Source organism: Geothrix sp. 21YS21S-4, from assembly GCF_030845995.1.
Classification (GTDB): Bacteria; Acidobacteriota; Holophagae; order Holophagales; family Holophagaceae; genus Geothrix.
On the sequence record NZ_CP132719.1, the window covers coordinates 654,125 to 671,287 of the forward strand.

Here is a 17,163-nt window from a genome sequence, read left to right on the forward strand (position 1 = left end):
GCCCATGTCCACTCCGATGATGCAGCAGATCGCCGGCCTCAAGCGCGAGGCGGGCGAGGCCGTGCTGCTCACGCGGATGGGGGACTTCTACGAGATCCTGGGCGAGGACGCGGTCCGGGCGGCGCCGGTCCTGGAGATCGCGCTCACCTTGCGGGGGAAGGGGACGGACGCCGAGGCGCCCATGTGCGGCGTGCCCCACTTCGCGCTGGAATCCTACCTGCCCAAGTTGCTGGCGGCGGGCTTCTCCGCGGCCATCGCCGAGCCCACCGCCAAGGCCGAGGAGGTCAAGGGGCTGCTGCCCCGGGCCATCAAGCGGATCATCACCCCGGGCACCTGGCTGGACGACGACGCCCGCTGGCTGTGCGCCTTCCACCGCGTGGGCCCCATCTGGGGCGCGGCGCTCCTCCAACTGGCCTCCGGCGCCCTGCGCGTCCTGCCGGGCGAGGGCGAGGAAGCGCTGCGGGCCACCCTGGAGCGGCTGGGGCCGCAGGAAGTGATCCTCGCCGAGGGCGCCGACGACGTTCCCGATCTGGAGGCGGCCCGCACGCGGCTGCCCGCCTGGCGCTTCGAGGCCTCCCGGGCGAAGCAGCAGGTCCTCGCCTTCTTCGGATGGCAGCACTTGGAGGGCGTGGGCCTGGATCCGCATCCCGCGGCGCTCGGCGCCCTGGCGGCGCTGCTGGATCATGTGGAGGCGACGCAGAAGGGCCGCCCCGCCCACCTCCAGGGCGTCAGCCTCGAACTCGGCGCCGCCGGTCCCCTGCTGGATGCCACCAGCGCGCGCCACCTGGACGTGTTCGCCAACAGCCTGGACGGCGGGCGCCAGGGCTCGCTCCTCGCGCTGCTGGACCAGTGCCGCACGCGGATGGGTTCCCGCCTGCTGAAGGCCTGGCTGGAGCAGCCGCTGCGGGACCGCCCCGCGCTGGAGCGGCGCTGGTCCCAGGTGGGCTGGCTGACCGAGGACCGCCGCCGCCTGCCCATCCGCAGCCTCTTGGACCAGGTGCCGGACCTCGACCGCCTGCTGGGTCGCGTGGCCCTGGGCCTCGCCGCGCCGCCGGAGCTGGGGCAGATCCGCCAGGGCCTCGCCGCCCTCCAGAAATTGCCGGGCCGTATCCAGGACGAGGGCTGGGCTTCGGAGGTGGCGGAGCTGGGCCTGTGGCCGGCGGACACGCCCCTCTGTGGGCCGCTGCTCGCCGAGTTGCAGCGCTGCCTGGAGGAGGCGCCTCCGCTGGACCTCGACAAGGGCGGGGTGATCCGCGAGGGCGTGGACGGGGAGCTGGACGCCGTCCGCCGCCTCGCCCGGGACGCCAAGCAGGTGATGCTGGAGCTGGAGGAGGAGGAGCGGGCCGCCTCCGGGATCAACAGCCTGAAGATCAAGTACAACCGCGTGTTCGGGTACTACTTCGAGATCACCAAGGCGAACCTCGGCGCCGTCCCCGCCCACTTCCTGCGGAAGCAGACGCTGGCCAACGCCGAGCGCTTTACCACGGAGAAACTGGTGGCCTTCGAGCAGCGGCTGCTCAGCGCCGAGAGCGACCAGGCCCGGCTGGAGGCCCTCCAGTTCCAGCGGCTGCTGGCCCTGGTACTGGAGCACCGCGCGGACCTCACCTGCTTGGCCCGCGCCGCGGCGGGGCTGGATGTCCTGGCGGCCCTGGCGGAGCGGGCGCGGCTCTCCGGCTGGATCCGCCCGGAATTGGGCGAGGACCGGGAGCTGCTCCTGGCCTCCGCCCGCCACCCCATGCTGGAATCGCGCCTGGGCCGCGAGTGCATCCCCAACGACCTCCAGTTCAGCGCCGCCCAGCTCATGGCCGTGGTGACCGGCCCCAACATGGGCGGCAAATCCACGTTCCTGCGCACGGTGGCCCTGCTCGTCGTCCTGGCCCAGACGGGCTCTTTCGTCCCCGCGGAGCTGATGCGCTTCGGGCTGGTGGACCGGATCTTCACGCGCATCGGCGCCTCGGACCAGCTCGCCAAGGGCCAATCGACGTTCATGGTGGAGATGACGGAGACCGCGCGGATCCTCAACCAGGTCACGTCCGCCAGCCTGGTGATTCTCGACGAGATCGGACGCGGGACGTCCACCCGCGACGGGTTGGCCCTGGCGGAGGCCATCGCCGGATTCCTCCGCGATTTAAAGGGCGGAACGAAGGCCGGCGGGACCCCGCGGACCCTGTTCGCCACGCACTACTTCGAGATGACCAAGCTGGCGGACGACTCCCGCATCCAGAACCTCCACGTCGAGGTGCAGGAGTGGGAGGAGCAGCTGCACTTCCTCCACCGCGTGGCGCCCGGCCCCGCCGACCGCAGCTACGGCATCCAGGTGGCCCGGCTGGCGGGCCTGCCCAAGGCCGTCATCCAGAAGGCCCAGCGCCTCCTGGCCCAGGCCCCCGAAGCGCCCCCGCGCGCGCCCACGGCCCAGCAGCCCCTTCTCCCGCTGTTCGAGCCCGAACCCGATCCCCTCCGCGCGGAGCTGGACGCCCTGGACCTGGGCCGGATGACGCCGCTGGAAGCGCTGAACTGGCTGGCGGCGAAGCAGGGACGCGCATAAACGTTCCCGGAAAAATCGTTTTAGCCACGGATGAACTCGGATAGACACGGATGACGTGCGCGCGAGAGCTCCATCGTTTCCATCCGCGTTCATCAGTGTTCATCCGTGGCTTCTTCCTCGCGCGTTCTGACCCGGGCGTAGACTGTGGGGATGCCCCAGACCCCCCTCAGCCGGACGCGGATCCGCCTTGCGTGGGCGATCGCGCTGGTGGTGGATGCGATCCAGATTCCCGCGGAGGCCACCGGCCCTGTCGGGTGGTTCCTGGGGGCGGGGCTGGACCTGATCACCATGGCCGTGATGTGCGCCCTGCTCGGGTTCCACTGGGCCTTCCTGCCCTCGTTCCTCACGGAGTGGATCCCCTACCTCAACCTTGCGCCCCTGTGGACCCTGGCCGTGGTGCTCGCCACCCGAGGCCGGGGAGAAGCGGGGCTCCCCAAACCCCCGGAGCTGACATGAATGCTGGTGTTCGCGGTCTCGGCGGGATCTTCCTGTACGCGGAGGATCCCGAAGCCCTCTCCAAGTGGTACGCGGCCCACTTCGGCCTCAGCTTCAACGAGTGGGAACCCGGTCGCTGCTACGGCCTGGAGTTCCCGTACACGGACCCGGACGGACAGAAGGCCTCCACCGTGTTCTCGTTCAACAAGGCCAAGGCTCCGCTCGGCGAGGGCCGGCCCGAGTGCATGGTGAACTGGCGGGTGGCGGACCTCGACGCCTTCTGCGCACGGCTGGAGGCGGCGGGCATCCCCGTGGAGCCGCGCGAGGACTACAGCTACGGCCGCTTCGCGTGGATCCGGGATCCGGAAGGCCACCGCATCGAGTTGTACCAGCCGCATCAGGAACCGGACGGCCTTTGAGGCGAAGGGGGCTTGTCAGCGGCACATTGAAGCTTCCATCTCCTCAATGAACATGCAAAAGCTGTAATGCATGAGTTTGATTTTTAATAAAACTATGTTCAGCTGCCTTAAAGTGCATGGCAACCCTATTTTGCCCCGTATCAGTTCAATAAAAACCGACCCGGCGCGTGGAGTGGCTCCCTGAAGTAACCAGATCGCCCGTGATCTCCGTCCTAACGCGAGGGTACCCGCGTTTCAAGAGGTGGCACTGACACTGACACGTGCAACTTGGCTTCATCGCTCTTGGCTCGTTTTGCCGTATCAAAGTCGATTGTTACGACTCCCAAAGTGGATGCATTCCTAGACGGCCCTTCTTGGATTAACTTCCCATTAATTAATGTTCCCCAATAAGCAATCCCTTTTGCAGCTCCTCCGCACAATCCAATCAAAAAGAGTCCATAACTAAGTACTTTTACGAATTGGCCAAGATCCTTTTCTTTAAAAATTGCATATGTAATCACTCCCAAACTAAAAAGAGTATAGGCTGATATAACACCCAAAAACACACTTGAAACACTAAGCAGTACTCCAAGCGTAAATAATCCAAAAAATGGCGCATATTGAAGAAAAGCCATAGAGTATTTCAGCGATTTTAATTTTTGTGCGATCACACATTGAATGACCAGCTGATCCTGTCTTCGAATCGCAATTTCTAATATCTCCAAAAAACTAAATTTTTCTGCCACCAATGCAACATAGGAACGTCTTCCGGATTCCCACCCCTTCAGAGAAAGCCGGGATTGAAGTTCACCCACGAGATCATTCATAGAGGATCCAACCTGAAGGCCGTCTTCATCGTCTCTTGGCGATCCGGTCTTGGCGATGCTCTCGGACCACCGTTTCGCCCAGATTCGGTCGAAGGGGCGTGCCTCCGTTCCCTCAGCCCAATTGCTAATAAGGAGAATCAGAAGGCCCCAACAAAACGTGCAGAGAAAATAGGCCGGAAATATTTTGTCATGAGCGATCAATTTTGATAAATGTTCTGAAGATTTATGAATCAAATAAAGAAATATGAGTAAACATATAAACTGAAGATTGAACCATATCATCCTCCACATAAAAATTCGTATACTATCTCGATTATATATCTGATAATCCGTACTCGCTTCTAGGACAGGATTCAGCAAAGATTTATTCAACTTATTGGAAGTCCAAATAGAAGGGTGCATCCAATTAATCAAATTCTTTATTAAGGGTAAAAATGTTAAATTTTTAAACTGCATTTTAACTCCTATTATTTATAGTTGGGAACTACAAAGGGCGATTTTCGCCCAAATATAACAATTATTGCGTTAAATACATGAATACTCGGAATTTCTGCAACTGTATCAATTGGTGCTTTGCTCTCAAAGAGGGGATGCCGGTTTGGCTTCAATTTCAAGAATACCTCCATTCTTCGATAGAAGTTGAGGGAGAGCCTGATTGCAGACCGCTTTCGCGATCGATGGTATCGACTCAATGAGATATTCCCGAGCATCCCTTGGAGCCTGACCGGATGAATCCCGACTTCTTCCACAAGGTCACCGCCAAGGCGCCAAGAAACCAAGAACTGTAAAAGCAATTGTTCTTGGTTTTTCTTGGCGCGCTGCTCAGCATCCGCTTTGCGGATGCGCGAGACAAAGGCGCATCTGGCTTCTTGGCGGTGAATGTCTTTCCCATCGAACTGAGTGGACGTGGATGTGACTCGGCTTTTTGAAGGCCGGGCCTGCGCCTAGTCCACCGCCGCGCCCCGGAATTCGTCGCGGGTGTGGCGGTCCTGCTCCTCCATCAGAAGCTGTGACAGTTCCTTCTTCAGGGCGTTGAAGGCGGGGCTGGCGACGTCGCGGGGGCGGGGGAGGTCCACGGCGAGGTCGCGCTTGAGGGTGCCGGGGCGGTAGGTCATCACCACGGTGCGGTCGGCGAGGTAGAGGGCCTCCTCGATGCTGTGGGTGACGAACAGGATGGTCTTCTTCAGCTCCAGCCACAGGCGCAGCAGCTCGTCCTGGAGGGTGCGGCGGGTGAGGGCGTCCAGGGCGCCGAAGGGCTCGTCCATGAGCATGATGGGCGAATCCAGGGCCAGCACCCGGGCGATGGCGACGCGCTGGCGCATCCCGCCGCTGAGGTCTTTGGGATAGCGCTTCCGGAAGTCCTGGAGGTTGAGCAGGCGCAGCAGGTCGTCCACCTTGGCACGGGCGGCATCCTTGGGCTCGCCCTTGATCTGCAGGCCGAAGCCCACGTTCTGTTCCACGGTCATCCAGGGGAACAGCGCGTACTCCTGGAACACCATGCCCCGGTCGGGGCCCGGCGCGACGATGGGCAGGCCTTCCACCGTGATCGTGCCGGCGCTGGGCAGGCTGAACCCCGCCACGGCGTTCAGGAGGGTGGATTTGCCGCAACCCGACGGCCCCAGCAGGCAGACGAATTCGCCGCGGCGGACCTCCAGGTCGATGTCTTTGAGGGCGTAGACGTCCTGGCCTCCGCTCTGGAAGACCTTGTGGACGCCCCGGATGGAGATGTGGCCGGCGGCGTCGCTCATCCCTGCTCCAGACCGCGGTGCCACCGCAGCATCCAGGTGCTGAGGCGGCTCATCAGGGTGTCGATGCCCAGCCCCAGCAGGCCGATGGTGAACATCCCCGCGATGATCTTGTCGGACCAGAGGTACTCGCGGGCCTCCAGGATGCGGTAGCCCAGCCCGTTGTTCACGGCGATCATCTCGGAGACGATCACGACGATGAACGCCGTGCCCATCCCGATCCGCGCGCCGGTGAAGATGTAGGGCGTGGCCGCGGGCAGGATGATGTGCGTGAACTGGGTGAGCCGCGAGGCGCCCAGGTTGCGCCCCACCCGGAGGTAGATGCTGTCCACGTTCTGGACGCCCGTCACCGTGTTCATCAGGACGGGAAAGAAGGCGCCGATGGCGATCAGGAACACCGCGGGCGGGTTGCCCAGACCGAACCACAGGATGGACAGCGGAATGTAGGCGATGGGCGGGATGGGCCGCAGCACCTGGACCAGCGGGTTGAACAGCCCGTAGGCCAGCCGGCTGTAGCCCATGGCCAGGCCCAGCGGCAGCGCCAGCCCGCCGCCGATAACGAAGCCCAGCAGCACGCGGTAGAGGCTTCCCAGGGCGTCGTGGACCATCTCGCCGGAGAAGCACCACGCCAGGTAGGAGCCCTGCGCGGGATCGAAGGGCTCCATCGGGCGGAGGTAGGCCCACCACTTGATGAGGACCTGCATGGGCGACGGCAGGATGGTGGCGTTCACCCAGCCTTCGCTGGACAGCAGCTGCCACAGCGCGAGGGCCGCCAGCGGGACGAGGATGCCGGAGGCGGCGGTGCGGTAGCGGGTCATCCCTTCTTCGCCTTGGGGGACTTGATGGGCGTGGGCTTGGGAGCGACGGGCTTCGGCTGGTCGATTCCGAGCTGCTTCTTCGCTTCGGTCAGCAGGTCGAGCTTCACCCAGTCGGGAGCCTTGGGCGGCGCGGCCATCTTGCCCACGCCGTACTTGGCCATCAGGTCGGTGGTGATCTGGACGTGCTCCACGCTGATGTCGTAGCTGAAGGGCGAGTTGTCGATGGCGTCCTGGTAGTCGTCGGACGTGATCTGGTTCTTGAACATGGATTCGCGGACGTACTTCTCCGCGGTCTTGGGCTCGTCGATGAACTTCTTGGTGGCCTCCACGAAGCACAGCAGGAACCGCTGGGCCACGTCGCGCCGCTCCTTGTACAGCTTCTCCGTGATGACGAGGGCGCGGATGGGGACGCCCATGGGCGTGTCGTAGGGCTTGATCACCTCGATGCCGAACTTCTTGTTGATGGCCTGGGAGCTATAGGGCTCGCTCTGGCACATGGCGTGGATGTTCCCGGCCATGAGCGCCTGGTTGAGGTCGGCGAAGGGCAGGTACAGCACCAGGACGTCCTTCCCGGGCTTGTCGGACCAGGTGAGCCCCGCCTTGGCCAGCTCCGCCAGCAGCAGCAGTTCCTGCGCGCCGCCCCGGGCCACGCCCACCTTCTTGCCCTTGAGATCGGCGAGCGACTTGATGCCCGCGTTGGCCCCCGCCACGATCCGCGCCCCGCCCTTGGCGAAGCCCGCCACCACGACAATGGGCACGCCCTGGGCCCGCCCCGCGATGGCCGCGTCCAGGGCCGCCGCGCTGGCGTCGATCTCGCCCGCCACGATCGCGGGATTGATGTCGATCCCCTTGGCGAACATCCGCTCTTCGATCTTCAGGCGGTACTTCGGGGCGATCTCCTTCATGTAGGACACCGCGCCGTAGTGGGCGAACTTGAGGTTGCCGAGCCGCACCACGTCCTGGGCGGACAGCGCCAGGCTCGACAGGAGTAACAGCGACAGGAAGGATTTCGCGCGCATGGTTCGCTCCGGATTGGGAAGGGTGGGCACTATTCTAGGCCACGGAGCGCCCCGCGCACGGCTTCAATCGCCGGTCCCCAGTTTGCGCCGCGCTACCAGCAGGAATTCCCGTCCCGCCCGCCTCGGGTGGCTGCGTAGGGCCGGGCCGAGGTGCAGGACGTCGAACCGCGGCTCCGCGAGCGCGCGCATCTCGCCCGGCGAGACCGCATGGGGTGGCCCGGGTCGCCCGCTCACGTCGTGGAACAGGACTGCCATCCACAGGCCGCCGGAGTGGAGATGGTCCGCGCAGGCGGCGACGTAGGCCGGGCGGCGCGGCGGATCCATCGCCACGAAGCAGGTGTGGTCGAAGATCGCGTCCCAGGGGCCCAGGTCGGGCGAGAACCAGTCCGCCTGCATCCACGTGGCGCGATCGCCGTAGCGGGCCCGGGCTCCCTCGATCGCGAAGGGCGCGAAATCGATGCCCGTGACCGCGAAGCCCCGCGCGGCCAGCTCCGCCGCGTCGTGGCCGTACCCGCACCCCGGCACCGCCAGCTCGCCGCCCGGCCGCAGGCCCTGCGGGAGCGCGAGATCCAAGACCTCCGCCAGCACCGGCGTGGCGCGGTCCATGTCCCACTCGGGCCTTGCCGCGTCCGCGTAGTACCGGTTCCAGTCGTCGGCGTGGGTGAGCATGGCCCCAGGATAGCGGGGCTTCCCTTCGCGGTCGGCGGGAGCGGAGGTCGACGATTCAGGAAGGGAGGCTCACCGCCTCGGCTCCCACGAATTCCGCCAGCCGCGCCAGGGCCTCGTCCAGGCCGCGACGGCGGGCCTTGGTGGCTTTCACGCCCGGCTCCCACCACAGGCCCTTCACGTCGAGAAGGCCGCGGTCCCGGTGGAGCTTGGGGTCCAGGCGGCCCACGAGGCGCTCGCCTTCGAGGATCGGCAGGACGAAGTAGCCGTAGCGGCGCTGGGGCTCCGGAACGAAGGCCTCGAACCGGTAGTCGAACCCGAAGCGGCGCAGGGCGCGGGCCCGATCCCGAAGAACGGGGTCGAAGGGGCAGAGTAGGCGCGTCCGTTCCGGCGCCTCCGGCAGCTTGGCGAGGCGCGCCTCCCAGTCCGCGACGGCGTAGGCGGGACGGATCTCCCCGTCGGCGCCCTCTACCTGCACCGGCACGATCCGGCCCTCCCGCTCCGCGGACGCGCACCAGGCCTTGGCCTCGGAGGCCTCGATGCTGTGCCAGAACTCCGCCAGCTCCTTGGGCGTGAAGATTCCCAGGCGCTCGGCCGCGGTGGCGCAGGCCCAGGCCACGTGATCGGCGGGGGCCGGGCAGGCGTGGCCGTGGCATTCCGGCAGCACCCGCTCGGTGAGGTCATACAGTTTTTGGAATCCCTCGCGCCGCGGAACCATCAGCTCCCCGCTGCGCCACAGGAAGTCCAGGGCCGCCTTCTGGGGCTTCCACCCCCACCAGGGACCGCGCTTCTCGGGATGCTCGAAGTCGGAGGACTTCAGCGGTCCCTCGCGCTCGATGCGGGCCTTCACGGCGGCGACGATCGCGGCGCCCTCGGTGCCCTTGAAGTGATTCTGCCACCAGGCGTTCCCCTGCATCCGCGCCCGATCCCGGTCGAAGCGGGGCTTCCAGTGGGCGAACCACGCGGTGGGCACGGCGGAGGCGTCGTGGGTGAACGCTTCGAACAGGCTACGCTTTCCCTCCAGCAGCTTTCTCAGGTGCTCCGGCCGGTAGCCGTCCAGCCGCGTGGCGAGGGTCAGGTCGTGGGCCCGGGCCACCACGTTGATGGTGTCCACCTGGACGAAGCCCAGCCGCTCGATCAGCGCCTGGAGCGATGCTGCCGTGACGCGCCGCCCCGGATCGTCCAGCAGCCCCTGGGCGCCCATGAACAGCCGCCGCGCGGCGGAAGCGGAAACGAGAGGAAGGAGGTTGGCCACGGATGAACTCGCAGGAACGCGGATGAATGAGTATCTGCGTTCATCCGCGTTTAGCCGCGGCAAAAATTCAGACCCTGCCCGTTCCTCCATCCATGCCCCGCGGCGGCGAGCGACATGAAAGGGTCTTGGCCACGGGTGAACTCAGATGAACGCGGATGAATGACCATCTGTGTTCATCCGTGTTTATCCGTGGCCAATCCTCAGATTTTCGCGGCCAGTTCGGCGCCCTGGCGGATGGCGCGCTGGGCGTCCAGTTCGGTGGCGACGTCGGCGCCGCCGATGAGGTGGACGCTCCGTCCCAGGGCCTCCAGAGGTTCGGCCAGGCCGCGCTCGGAGACCTGGCCCGCGCACAGGATCACGCTGTCCACGGGCAGGCAGCGGGCGCCGGCGTCCTTGCCGTCCCGGATCCACAGGCCCTCGTCGTCGATCCGCTCGTAGTGGATGCCGCCCTGCATCTTCACCTTCAGGGCCTTGAGGGTGGCGCGGTGGATCCAGCCGGTGGTCTTTCCCAGCTCCGCGCCCATGCGGTCCGTCTTCCGCTGCAGGAGGTGGACGGTCCGGGCGGGTTGCGGCGGCTGCGGAGCGGGCAGCAGGCCGCCGCGGTGCGCGTGGGCGCCGTCGACGCCCCACTCGGCCAGGTAGCGGTCGACCGCCGGAGCGTGGTCCGGCTGCGCCAGGAATTCGGCCACGTCGAACCCGATCCCGCCCGCGCCGATGACGGCCACGGTGCGTCCCGCCACCTTCCGGCCCGACAGCAGGTCGGGATAGCTGATCACCTTGGGATGGTCCACGCCGGAAATGTCGGGCCGCCGCGGACGGACGCCGGTGGCGAGCACCACGTCGTCGAAATCCTTCAAATCCTCCACTCCCGCCCGCTGACCGAGGCGCACGGTCACGCCCGCGGCGGCCAGGCGCCGACCGAAGTAGCGCAGCGTCTCGAAGAATTCCTCCTTGCCCGGCACGCGCTTGGCGTAGTTGAGCTGGCCGCCCAGCTCGGTCTCGGCCTCGAAGAGGGTGACGACGTGGCCGCGCTCGGCGGCGTGGCAGGCGAAGCTGAGGCCCGCGGCGCCGCCGCCCACCACGGCGATCCGCTTGGGCGCGTAGGCGGGCTGGAACACCAGTTCCGTCTCGAAGCAGGCGCGGGGATTCACCAGGCAGGTGGCGCGCTTCTGCTCGAAGACGTGGTCGAGGCAGCCCTGGTTGCAGGCGATGCAGGTGTTGATGTCCTCAGCCCGGCCCTCCTCGGCCTTCTTCACGAAATCCGCGTCCGCCAGCAGGGGGCGCGCCATGCTCACCATGTCGGCGCACCCGGAGGCCAGGACTTCCTCGGCCACCTCGGGCGTGTTGATGCGGTTGGTGGTGATCAGGGGGATGCCCACCTCGCCCTTCAGCTTCTGCGTCACCCACGCGTAGGCGCCGCGGGGCACCATCGCGCCGATGGTGGGCACCCGCGCCTCGTGCCAGCCGATGCCCGTGTTGAGGATCGTCGCGCCCGCCGCCTCCACGGCCTTGGCCAGCTGGATGACCTCCTCCCAGGTGCTGCCGTCGGGCACCAAGTCCAGCATGGACAGGCGGAAGATCACGATGAAATCCGGCCCCACCGCCTCGCGCACAGCCTTCACCACCGCCACGGGGAAGCGCATCCGGTGTTCGTAGCTGCCGCCCCAGGCGTCCGTGCGGCGGTTGGTGCGGGCGGCGATGAACTGGTTGATGAGGTAGCCCTCGCTGCCCATCACCTCCACGCCGTCGTAGCCCGCCCGCTTGGCCAGGGCCGCGCAGCGGGCGTAATCCCGGATGGTGGCGCGGATGCCCCGCTCCGACAGGGCCCGTGGCTTGAACGGCGTGATGGGGCTCTTGACCGCGGAGGGCGCCACGCTGAGCGGGTGGTAGCTGTAGCGCCCGCCGTGGAGGATCTGGAGGGCGATCTTCCCGCCCGCGGCGTGGACCGCGTCCGTCACCAGCCGGTGCTTCCCCACCTGCCACGGCCAGGAGAGCTGCGACCCGAAGGGCGTCAGGCGCCCGCGCAGGCTCGGCGCGATGCCCCCCGTGACGATGAGCCCGACGCCGCCGCGGGCGCGCTCGGCGTAGAAGGCCGCCAGCTTGGCGAACCCGCCCTTGGCCTCCTCCAGGTTGGTGTGCATGGAGCCCATCAGCACGCGGTTGCGGAGGGTGGTGAACCCGAGGTCGAGGGGGGCCAGCAGGTGGGGATAGGACACGGGCGCTCCGGGGGGTGCGGCCAGTGTAGAGCCTCGCCGGGCCTACCCGGAGGCAGAGTGGCTGGAGGGCCGGCCCCTGCGGTTTGTCTCTAAAGAAAAAAAGCTCACCACCAAGACGCGAAGACACCAAGAAAGAAAAGGACGCTTTTCTTGGTGCCCTTGGTGTCTTGGTGGTGAGGCTTTTCCGGTCTGAGGTCGGTTCTCCACCTTCTCCACGGCGATCACCATGCGGGTGGCGACGGCGGCGAGGGCGCCCACGGCTGCGAAGACGGGCAGCAGCGCCGCGCCCACCACGCCCAGGGTCAGGGGGATCTCGATGAAGGTCTTGCCCTCTTCGTTCTTGAGGATGATCCGGCGGATGTTCCCCTGGTGGATCAGGTCCTTGATGGTGTCGAGGACCTTGCCGCCGTCGACTTTGAACTCCTCGTTGCGAGAGCGATCGGACTCGGTCATGGCTCCTCCCTTCACGCCCGGACCAGCAGGTGCCGGGCTAGCCAAGTCTGGAAGCGGCCCAGCGCCAGGGCCAGGTGGAACGTGAGGGGCAGCAGCGCCAGGCCCGCGAGGGCGCACAGGACGCCCGCCGAGCCGGGATGGGCGGCGAGCCAGGCCGGCGCTCCCAGGTCCAGGCTGGCGGTGGCGCCGAACAGGGGCGCGAAGGGCGCGGCGATCAGGCTCAGCCCCACGGACAGCAGCGTGGCGAAGGCGGTGAAGTAGGCGATCCCCAGCGGCAGGTGGAGCAGGAAGTAGAGCAGGCTCGTCCAGGTGCGCCGGTCCGCCGCCAGGGCCTTCGTCCGCGCCAGGAAGCCCGTTCCCGGCGGCAGGGGGTCGGGGATCGGGGCCGCCTCCATCCCATCGTCCACCAGCAGCCGGAGAAGGTGCAGTTCCGCCACGGACAGGAGCCTCGTCCCCAGCAGGAAGAGGAGGGCCACCGGCAGCCCCACGATCAGGATGGCGAGGCCCAGGCTGAGGGAGAGGCCCGTCACCGCGAAGGTGAAAGCGAGGATGCCCGTCCCCAGGGACAGCAGCAGGTAGAGCAGGGTGGTGTAGGCCCGCCGTACGGCGAGCACCTCGAAGAAGCCGGGATGGGATGGGGACGACATGGGACCTCCGGATGCCCCAACCTACGGCGGGTTCCTGTCCCATTTCGCCGGCAATCGGCGAACGGCAGCCTTCCGCCGGTAAGGATCCCCGCCAAGGCGCCAACAAAGAACGTCATTCAGGTCTTTCTTGGCGCCTTGGCGGTGGATTTTTTTCAGTTGCCCAGGTGCGGCACCCGCCACAGGGCCAGTTCCTCGCCCAGCGCGGGGACGGGCAGCAGGCCGTTCTCCACGGCGCCGTCGTCGCTCTCGGCTTCGCACAGGTAGGCGGCGATGGCCCCCAGGGGCTGGTCCGTGGGCACCAGCGACCACCCGGCGGGAGCCGCGCGGGGGCCGCGGCGCCAGGAGACTTCGAGCTCGCCCACGGCGGCGGCCTCCAGGATGGCCCGGCCGCCCTCGGAGCCGAGGCTCTCCACCACGGGGACTTCCGCCTCGAAGGTGCCGCGGGCGTCCTCCACGCGCAGGCCGTGCAGGCGCAGGTGATCGGCCACGGACGGGGCCACCAGGTAGGCCGCAGGGCGGTCCACCACCAGGGTGCCCACGAAGCGCCCGAAGTGCGGGAGGGTCACCGTGCTGGGTGCGCCCTCCAGCGTCCGGGGCGTGCGGGTGAGGATCTCCACGGGGCGGTCGAAGGGCTCCAGCTTGGAGCGGACGGCGATGCGCTGCCGCGGCGTCCGGCTCTGGGCCACGGTCTGAACCACCTCGTCCCGGTGGGCGGCCACGAATTTCAGGGTCTCCAGCATGAAGGCGTAGGCGGTGCGGACGCGCTCGGCGAAGGGGATGTAGCTGTAGCACTCCAGCAGCAGGTCCATGTGGCTGGTGAGCCCGCGGTAGTTGCTGCCGAAGCGGGGGTGGTGTGGGTAGGTCATCCACCCTTCGCGCACCGGCGCGCCGGGCTCCGCGTCGCGGTCGGCGTCCAGGGCCCGCTCGTCTTCCACGAAGTTGCCGTACCAGCCGGCGTCGAGGCCGTGGTTGGCCTTGAGCGCGGCGGTGACGGGCGGCAGCAGGCGGTTCCGCATGTACTCGATGGGCTCGGGCCGGCCGCTCTCCCCGGTGTGGGGGATGTCGTAGGTCATGGAGAAGCGGTGGACGGAGCCGTTGGTGGCGTGGTTGTCGATGGTGAGATCTGCCGCCCAGGGCTGGCACACGCGCTGCTGGAGCAGGCGCATCTCCGCGCCCTCGTAGCGCAGGTAATCGCGGTTCAGGTTGATCTTCGCGGCGTTCACGCGGGTGCCCACGCCGCTGTCGGGGCCGAGCTGGCCGCTGAGCTTGGGCAGGTGCAGCTTGCGGTTGCCGGGGTCGATGGCGTCGTTCCCGTCGGGGTTGAACAGCGGCGCCACCACCAGGGTGAGGTTCTCTAGGATCTGGCCGGCGTCGAGGCTGGGCTTGCCGTCCAGCAGGTCGCGCACCAGCATCAGGCAGCCCTCCTTGCCCTCCACCTCGCCGGCGTGGATCCCGCTGATCACCAGCACCACAGGCAGCCCCAGGCGCCGGGCTTCTTCGGGCGTCTTCACGCCCCGCGACGACACCACCAGCAGGGGCAGGTCCCGGCCCTGGGGGCTCGCGCCGAAGCTGGTGACGTGCAGGCGCGTGTCGCCCTTGGCTTCCAGGGCGGCGATGAAGGCCATCACGTCCGCGTGGCGGCTGGTCTCCTCGTAGCGGGTGGCTTCGGCGCGGGTGAGCGGGGTCATGGGGGCTCCTTGTCAGGTGCGCGAGGGGAGGTGCTGGAAATCTTCGGTGCGGCCCATGGCGTCCATGGCCTCCACCAGGGCGGCGGGGGGCGCCACCAGCTTCCGGGCGGCCAGGTCCAGCCAGCCGCCGCGCGTGAACAGGCGCGCCGCGGGCCGGCCGTCGGCCTTGAAAAACTCGTTCCGCAGGAGGAAGCGGCTGCCGTCCGCCGACTGGCCCGCCACCGCCAGGGTGACGCGGAAGGATTCCATCAGCCCGATCTCGCGGAGGTATTCGACCTCGTCCTTCATCACGACGGGGCCGAGGCGCAGCCGCGAGAACTCCGACACGGGGAACCCGTGCGTCTCGAAGAACCGCATCCGTGTGTCCCCGGCCTTGTCCAGGTAGGCGGTGTTCCGCATGTGGCCGTTGAAGTCCATGTCACCCCAGCCGGCGTAGAGGGTGGTTTCGAACATGCGGGACTCCGGACAGGCGGGGCTCCATCATCCCCGGTCGGGCAGGGGCGCGGAACCCGGAAAAGGGCCGCGGATGAACGCGGATCGACACGGATGGGAAGCCCAATGCCGTTCCATCTGGGTTCATCCGTGGCTCATCCTGCATTCAAAGAATACGGATCACCACCAAGACACCAAGAACACCAAGAAAGGCAAAAGCGGTGTCTTTATGCGGTTCTTGGCGCGCTTGGCGGTGAAAAAAGTTGAGTCTTGATCGCCATTGGCATGAGGCCGCCCTACGGCCGGAAAAAGGCCACGGATGAACACGGATCGACACGGATAAGAAGTCCAACGCCGTTTTATCTGTGTTCATCCGCGTTCATCCGGGGCTGATCTCCTTCCCTAGATCCGCTTCAGGACCTGCTGTCCCAGGTGGGAGACGCGGTAGTGCCCGACCTCGCGCTCGCGGATCAGGTCCTGGCGCTCCAGGTAGACGAGGTCCGCCTCCGCCGCGCCGGCCTTCAACAGGTGGTCCCGGGCTACGTCCGGGTGCTTGGCCACCAGTTGCAGCAGCACTTTCTGGCGGGAGGTGATGGGATCGGTCATGAAGTCGGTCTCCTACCCGCTGGTCTGGCGGCGGTAGCTGGGGGCGTGCAGGTCGCTGATCTGGACGGTCAGGTTGAGCCGCATCCCCGCGGAACTGAGCGGAAAGGCCCCCGCCAGGACGCCCATCAGCGCGTCGCTGACCCGGGACTTCACCTCGTCGGGGCGGCCCGCCAGGATCTGCAGGTTCAGGGCGACGAAGGCCCGGTCCGGCGCGCCGTCGGCCACCCGGAAGGCCTCGGGCCGGATCACCCGGCTCTTGATGTCGGCCTCCTGGAAGAGGCCCGTCGCCGCCAAGGTCCGGTGGATCTCCCGCAGCAGCGCCCCCCAGTCCGGCTGGTCCAGGAGGTTGTCGGAGGCTTCGAGGATGCAGTGGGGCATGGGGACACCGTCAGGGGCAGGTTCCACGGTGGGCGGAGACGGGAGTCCCGTCCACCTGAGATGTGGAAGGCCTCAGCCTCGGAGCGGCTTGCGGGCCACGGTCCGCTTTGTCCCCTTGTCCCAGTAGCCCGTCTCCTCGGCGAAGCAGATGTTCTCCAGGTCGCTGACGCGCTCCTGGATGCAGGCCTGGGCATCGCTCACGGCGCGGTTGTAGATGGCGGGGCCGATCTCCTTCAGGCAGAAGCGCAGGAAGGTGGCGGAGCCCAGCTCGCCCAGGCTCTCGCCGTACTCCTCGGCCACGAAGCGCTGGATGGCGCCGTAGAGCTTCTTTTCGACGTCGGGGGCGAGCTGGATGTCCATGCGGCTTCTTCCTCTTGCCTCTATTCTCCGCCCTCGGGCGCCGGAGGCGGCGCGGCCTTCTCCCCCGGCTTGGCGAAGCGCTGGGCGCGGAGATGAAGGTCGTCGACGAACACGCGGCGGACCGGAGGAAGCGGCGCGGCCTCCGCTTCCTGCCGCGCCTTCCGCAGGCGCCAGAGCCCCCAGGCGATGGGCAGCAGCAGGAGGCCGGGGTACTCCAGCAGGATCCGCTGGGGGGTGAGGCGGAACTGGGTGGGCCGCAGCCCGTCGGCGTACCAGGCGTCCAGGATCCACACCTCGTCGTCGGCCTGGAGGGCGGCGGCCTCCGCCTTGGCCATCCGCAGGACCTCCTCCGTCTCCCGGCGCTTCACGGTGACGAAATCCGTGATCTGGCTGTCCGGATCCCGGTCCACGCTCTGCACGGCGGCGTGCGTGACGCCCGGGCGCTGCAGGCGGCAGAAGGGGTTCAGGGCGATGAGGAAGGCCTGGACCGCCGTCAGCCACAGGACCGCACCCATGACCGCCCACAGGGCCGCGAGGGCGGACCAGCGCAGGGCGGGGCGGGCGAAAACGGACATGGGGCGAGTATGGCCCACCTGCGAGGGGCGAGTAGTCCCAAAGCCCACCTCCAGGTTTTTTGCCAAGCGCCGGAAAAGGCCTCAGAATGCCCTTCCGATC

General features: G+C 67.0%; 18 protein-coding genes. 3 read left to right on the top strand and 15 right to left on the bottom strand.

The window, feature by feature from the left end:
* The first annotated feature begins 4 nt into the window (after nucleotides 1–4).
* From mutS to RAH39_RS03015, 3 genes are all read left to right on the top strand, one after another.
* On the top strand, nucleotides 5–2,545 hold the full coding sequence (mutS, locus tag RAH39_RS03005) for a DNA mismatch repair protein MutS (protein WP_306591321.1): 2,541 nt from the start codon (nucleotides 5–7) through the stop codon (nucleotides 2,543–2,545).
* A 150-nt stretch (nucleotides 2,546–2,695) separates the two neighbouring features.
* A complete protein-coding gene (locus tag RAH39_RS03010; RefSeq protein ID WP_306591322.1) occupies nucleotides 2,696–3,001 on the top strand; it encodes a hypothetical protein in 306 nt (101 codons plus the stop codon).
* On the top strand, nucleotides 2,998–3,399 hold the full coding sequence (locus RAH39_RS03015; protein WP_306591323.1) for a VOC family protein: 402 nt from the start codon (nucleotides 2,998–3,000) through the stop codon (nucleotides 3,397–3,399). The genes RAH39_RS03010 and RAH39_RS03015 overlap by 4 nt, the downstream gene beginning before the upstream one ends.
* 212 nt (nucleotides 3,400–3,611) lie before the next feature.
* Here the strand turns inward: RAH39_RS03015 and RAH39_RS03020 are convergent, their stop codons facing one another.
* From RAH39_RS03020 to RAH39_RS03090, 15 genes are all read right to left on the bottom strand, one after another.
* Nucleotides 3,612–4,205: a hypothetical protein gene (locus tag RAH39_RS03020; RefSeq protein ID WP_306591324.1), complete on the bottom strand. Its 594-nt coding sequence runs from the start codon at nucleotides 4,203–4,205 to the stop codon at nucleotides 3,612–3,614.
* A 944-nt stretch (nucleotides 4,206–5,149) separates the two neighbouring features.
* Nucleotides 5,150–5,953 (bottom strand): ABC transporter ATP-binding protein, encoded by an 804-nt coding sequence (locus tag RAH39_RS03025; RefSeq protein ID WP_306591325.1) that lies wholly within the window; start codon nucleotides 5,951–5,953, stop codon nucleotides 5,150–5,152.
* Nucleotides 5,950–6,768, bottom strand: a complete 819-nt coding sequence (locus tag RAH39_RS03030) for an ABC transporter permease (protein WP_306591326.1) — start codon at nucleotides 6,766–6,768, stop codon at nucleotides 5,950–5,952. The genes RAH39_RS03025 and RAH39_RS03030 overlap by 4 nt, the downstream gene beginning before the upstream one ends.
* Nucleotides 6,765–7,787, bottom strand: a complete 1,023-nt coding sequence (locus tag RAH39_RS03035) for an ABC transporter substrate-binding protein (RefSeq protein ID WP_306591327.1) — start codon at nucleotides 7,785–7,787, stop codon at nucleotides 6,765–6,767. The genes RAH39_RS03030 and RAH39_RS03035 overlap by 4 nt, the downstream gene beginning before the upstream one ends.
* A 63-nt stretch (nucleotides 7,788–7,850) precedes the next feature.
* Entirely contained in the window at nucleotides 7,851–8,456 is a 606-nt protein-coding gene (locus tag RAH39_RS03040) for a methyltransferase domain-containing protein (RefSeq protein WP_306591328.1), read from the bottom strand.
* A 55-nt stretch (nucleotides 8,457–8,511) separates the two neighbouring features.
* Nucleotides 8,512–9,708 (bottom strand): winged helix-turn-helix domain-containing protein, encoded by a 1,197-nt coding sequence (locus RAH39_RS03045; protein WP_306591329.1) that lies wholly within the window; start codon nucleotides 9,706–9,708, stop codon nucleotides 8,512–8,514.
* A 200-nt stretch (nucleotides 9,709–9,908) separates the two neighbouring features.
* Entirely contained in the window at nucleotides 9,909–11,924 is a 2,016-nt protein-coding gene (locus RAH39_RS03050) for an NADPH-dependent 2,4-dienoyl-CoA reductase (protein ID WP_306591330.1), read from the bottom strand.
* A 42-nt stretch (nucleotides 11,925–11,966) separates the two neighbouring features.
* Nucleotides 11,967–12,377, bottom strand: coding sequence for a DUF4342 domain-containing protein (locus tag RAH39_RS03055; RefSeq protein WP_306591331.1), 411 nt, complete (start codon nucleotides 12,375–12,377; stop codon nucleotides 11,967–11,969).
* 11 nt (nucleotides 12,378–12,388) lie between these two features.
* Nucleotides 12,389–13,024 (bottom strand): sensor domain-containing protein, encoded by a 636-nt coding sequence (locus RAH39_RS03060; protein ID WP_306591332.1) that lies wholly within the window; start codon nucleotides 13,022–13,024, stop codon nucleotides 12,389–12,391.
* 152 nt (nucleotides 13,025–13,176) lie between these two features.
* Entirely contained in the window at nucleotides 13,177–14,712 is a 1,536-nt protein-coding gene (locus RAH39_RS03065; RefSeq protein ID WP_306591333.1) for a M14 family metallopeptidase, read from the bottom strand.
* Between the two features lie 12 nt (nucleotides 14,713–14,724).
* Nucleotides 14,725–15,165 carry a thioesterase family protein gene (locus RAH39_RS03070; RefSeq protein WP_306591334.1) on the bottom strand — a complete coding sequence of 147 codons (441 nt, stop codon included), beginning with the start codon at nucleotides 15,163–15,165 and terminating at the stop codon, nucleotides 14,725–14,727.
* 381 nt (nucleotides 15,166–15,546) lie between these two features.
* Nucleotides 15,547–15,750, bottom strand: a complete 204-nt coding sequence (locus tag RAH39_RS03075) for a hypothetical protein (protein ID WP_306591335.1) — start codon at nucleotides 15,748–15,750, stop codon at nucleotides 15,547–15,549.
* Between the two features lie 12 nt (nucleotides 15,751–15,762).
* Nucleotides 15,763–16,128 carry a 5-carboxymethyl-2-hydroxymuconate Delta-isomerase gene (locus tag RAH39_RS03080; protein WP_306591336.1) on the bottom strand — a complete coding sequence of 122 codons (366 nt, stop codon included), beginning with the start codon at nucleotides 16,126–16,128 and terminating at the stop codon, nucleotides 15,763–15,765.
* A gap of 72 nt (nucleotides 16,129–16,200) precedes the next feature.
* Complete coding sequence (locus tag RAH39_RS03085) at nucleotides 16,201–16,488, bottom strand: DUF2164 domain-containing protein (protein WP_306591337.1); 288 nt, start codon at nucleotides 16,486–16,488, stop codon at nucleotides 16,201–16,203.
* A 20-nt stretch (nucleotides 16,489–16,508) separates the two neighbouring features.
* On the bottom strand, nucleotides 16,509–17,063 hold the full coding sequence (locus RAH39_RS03090; RefSeq protein WP_306591338.1) for a hypothetical protein: 555 nt from the start codon (nucleotides 17,061–17,063) through the stop codon (nucleotides 16,509–16,511).
* Nucleotides 17,064–17,163: the final 100 nt, after the last annotated feature.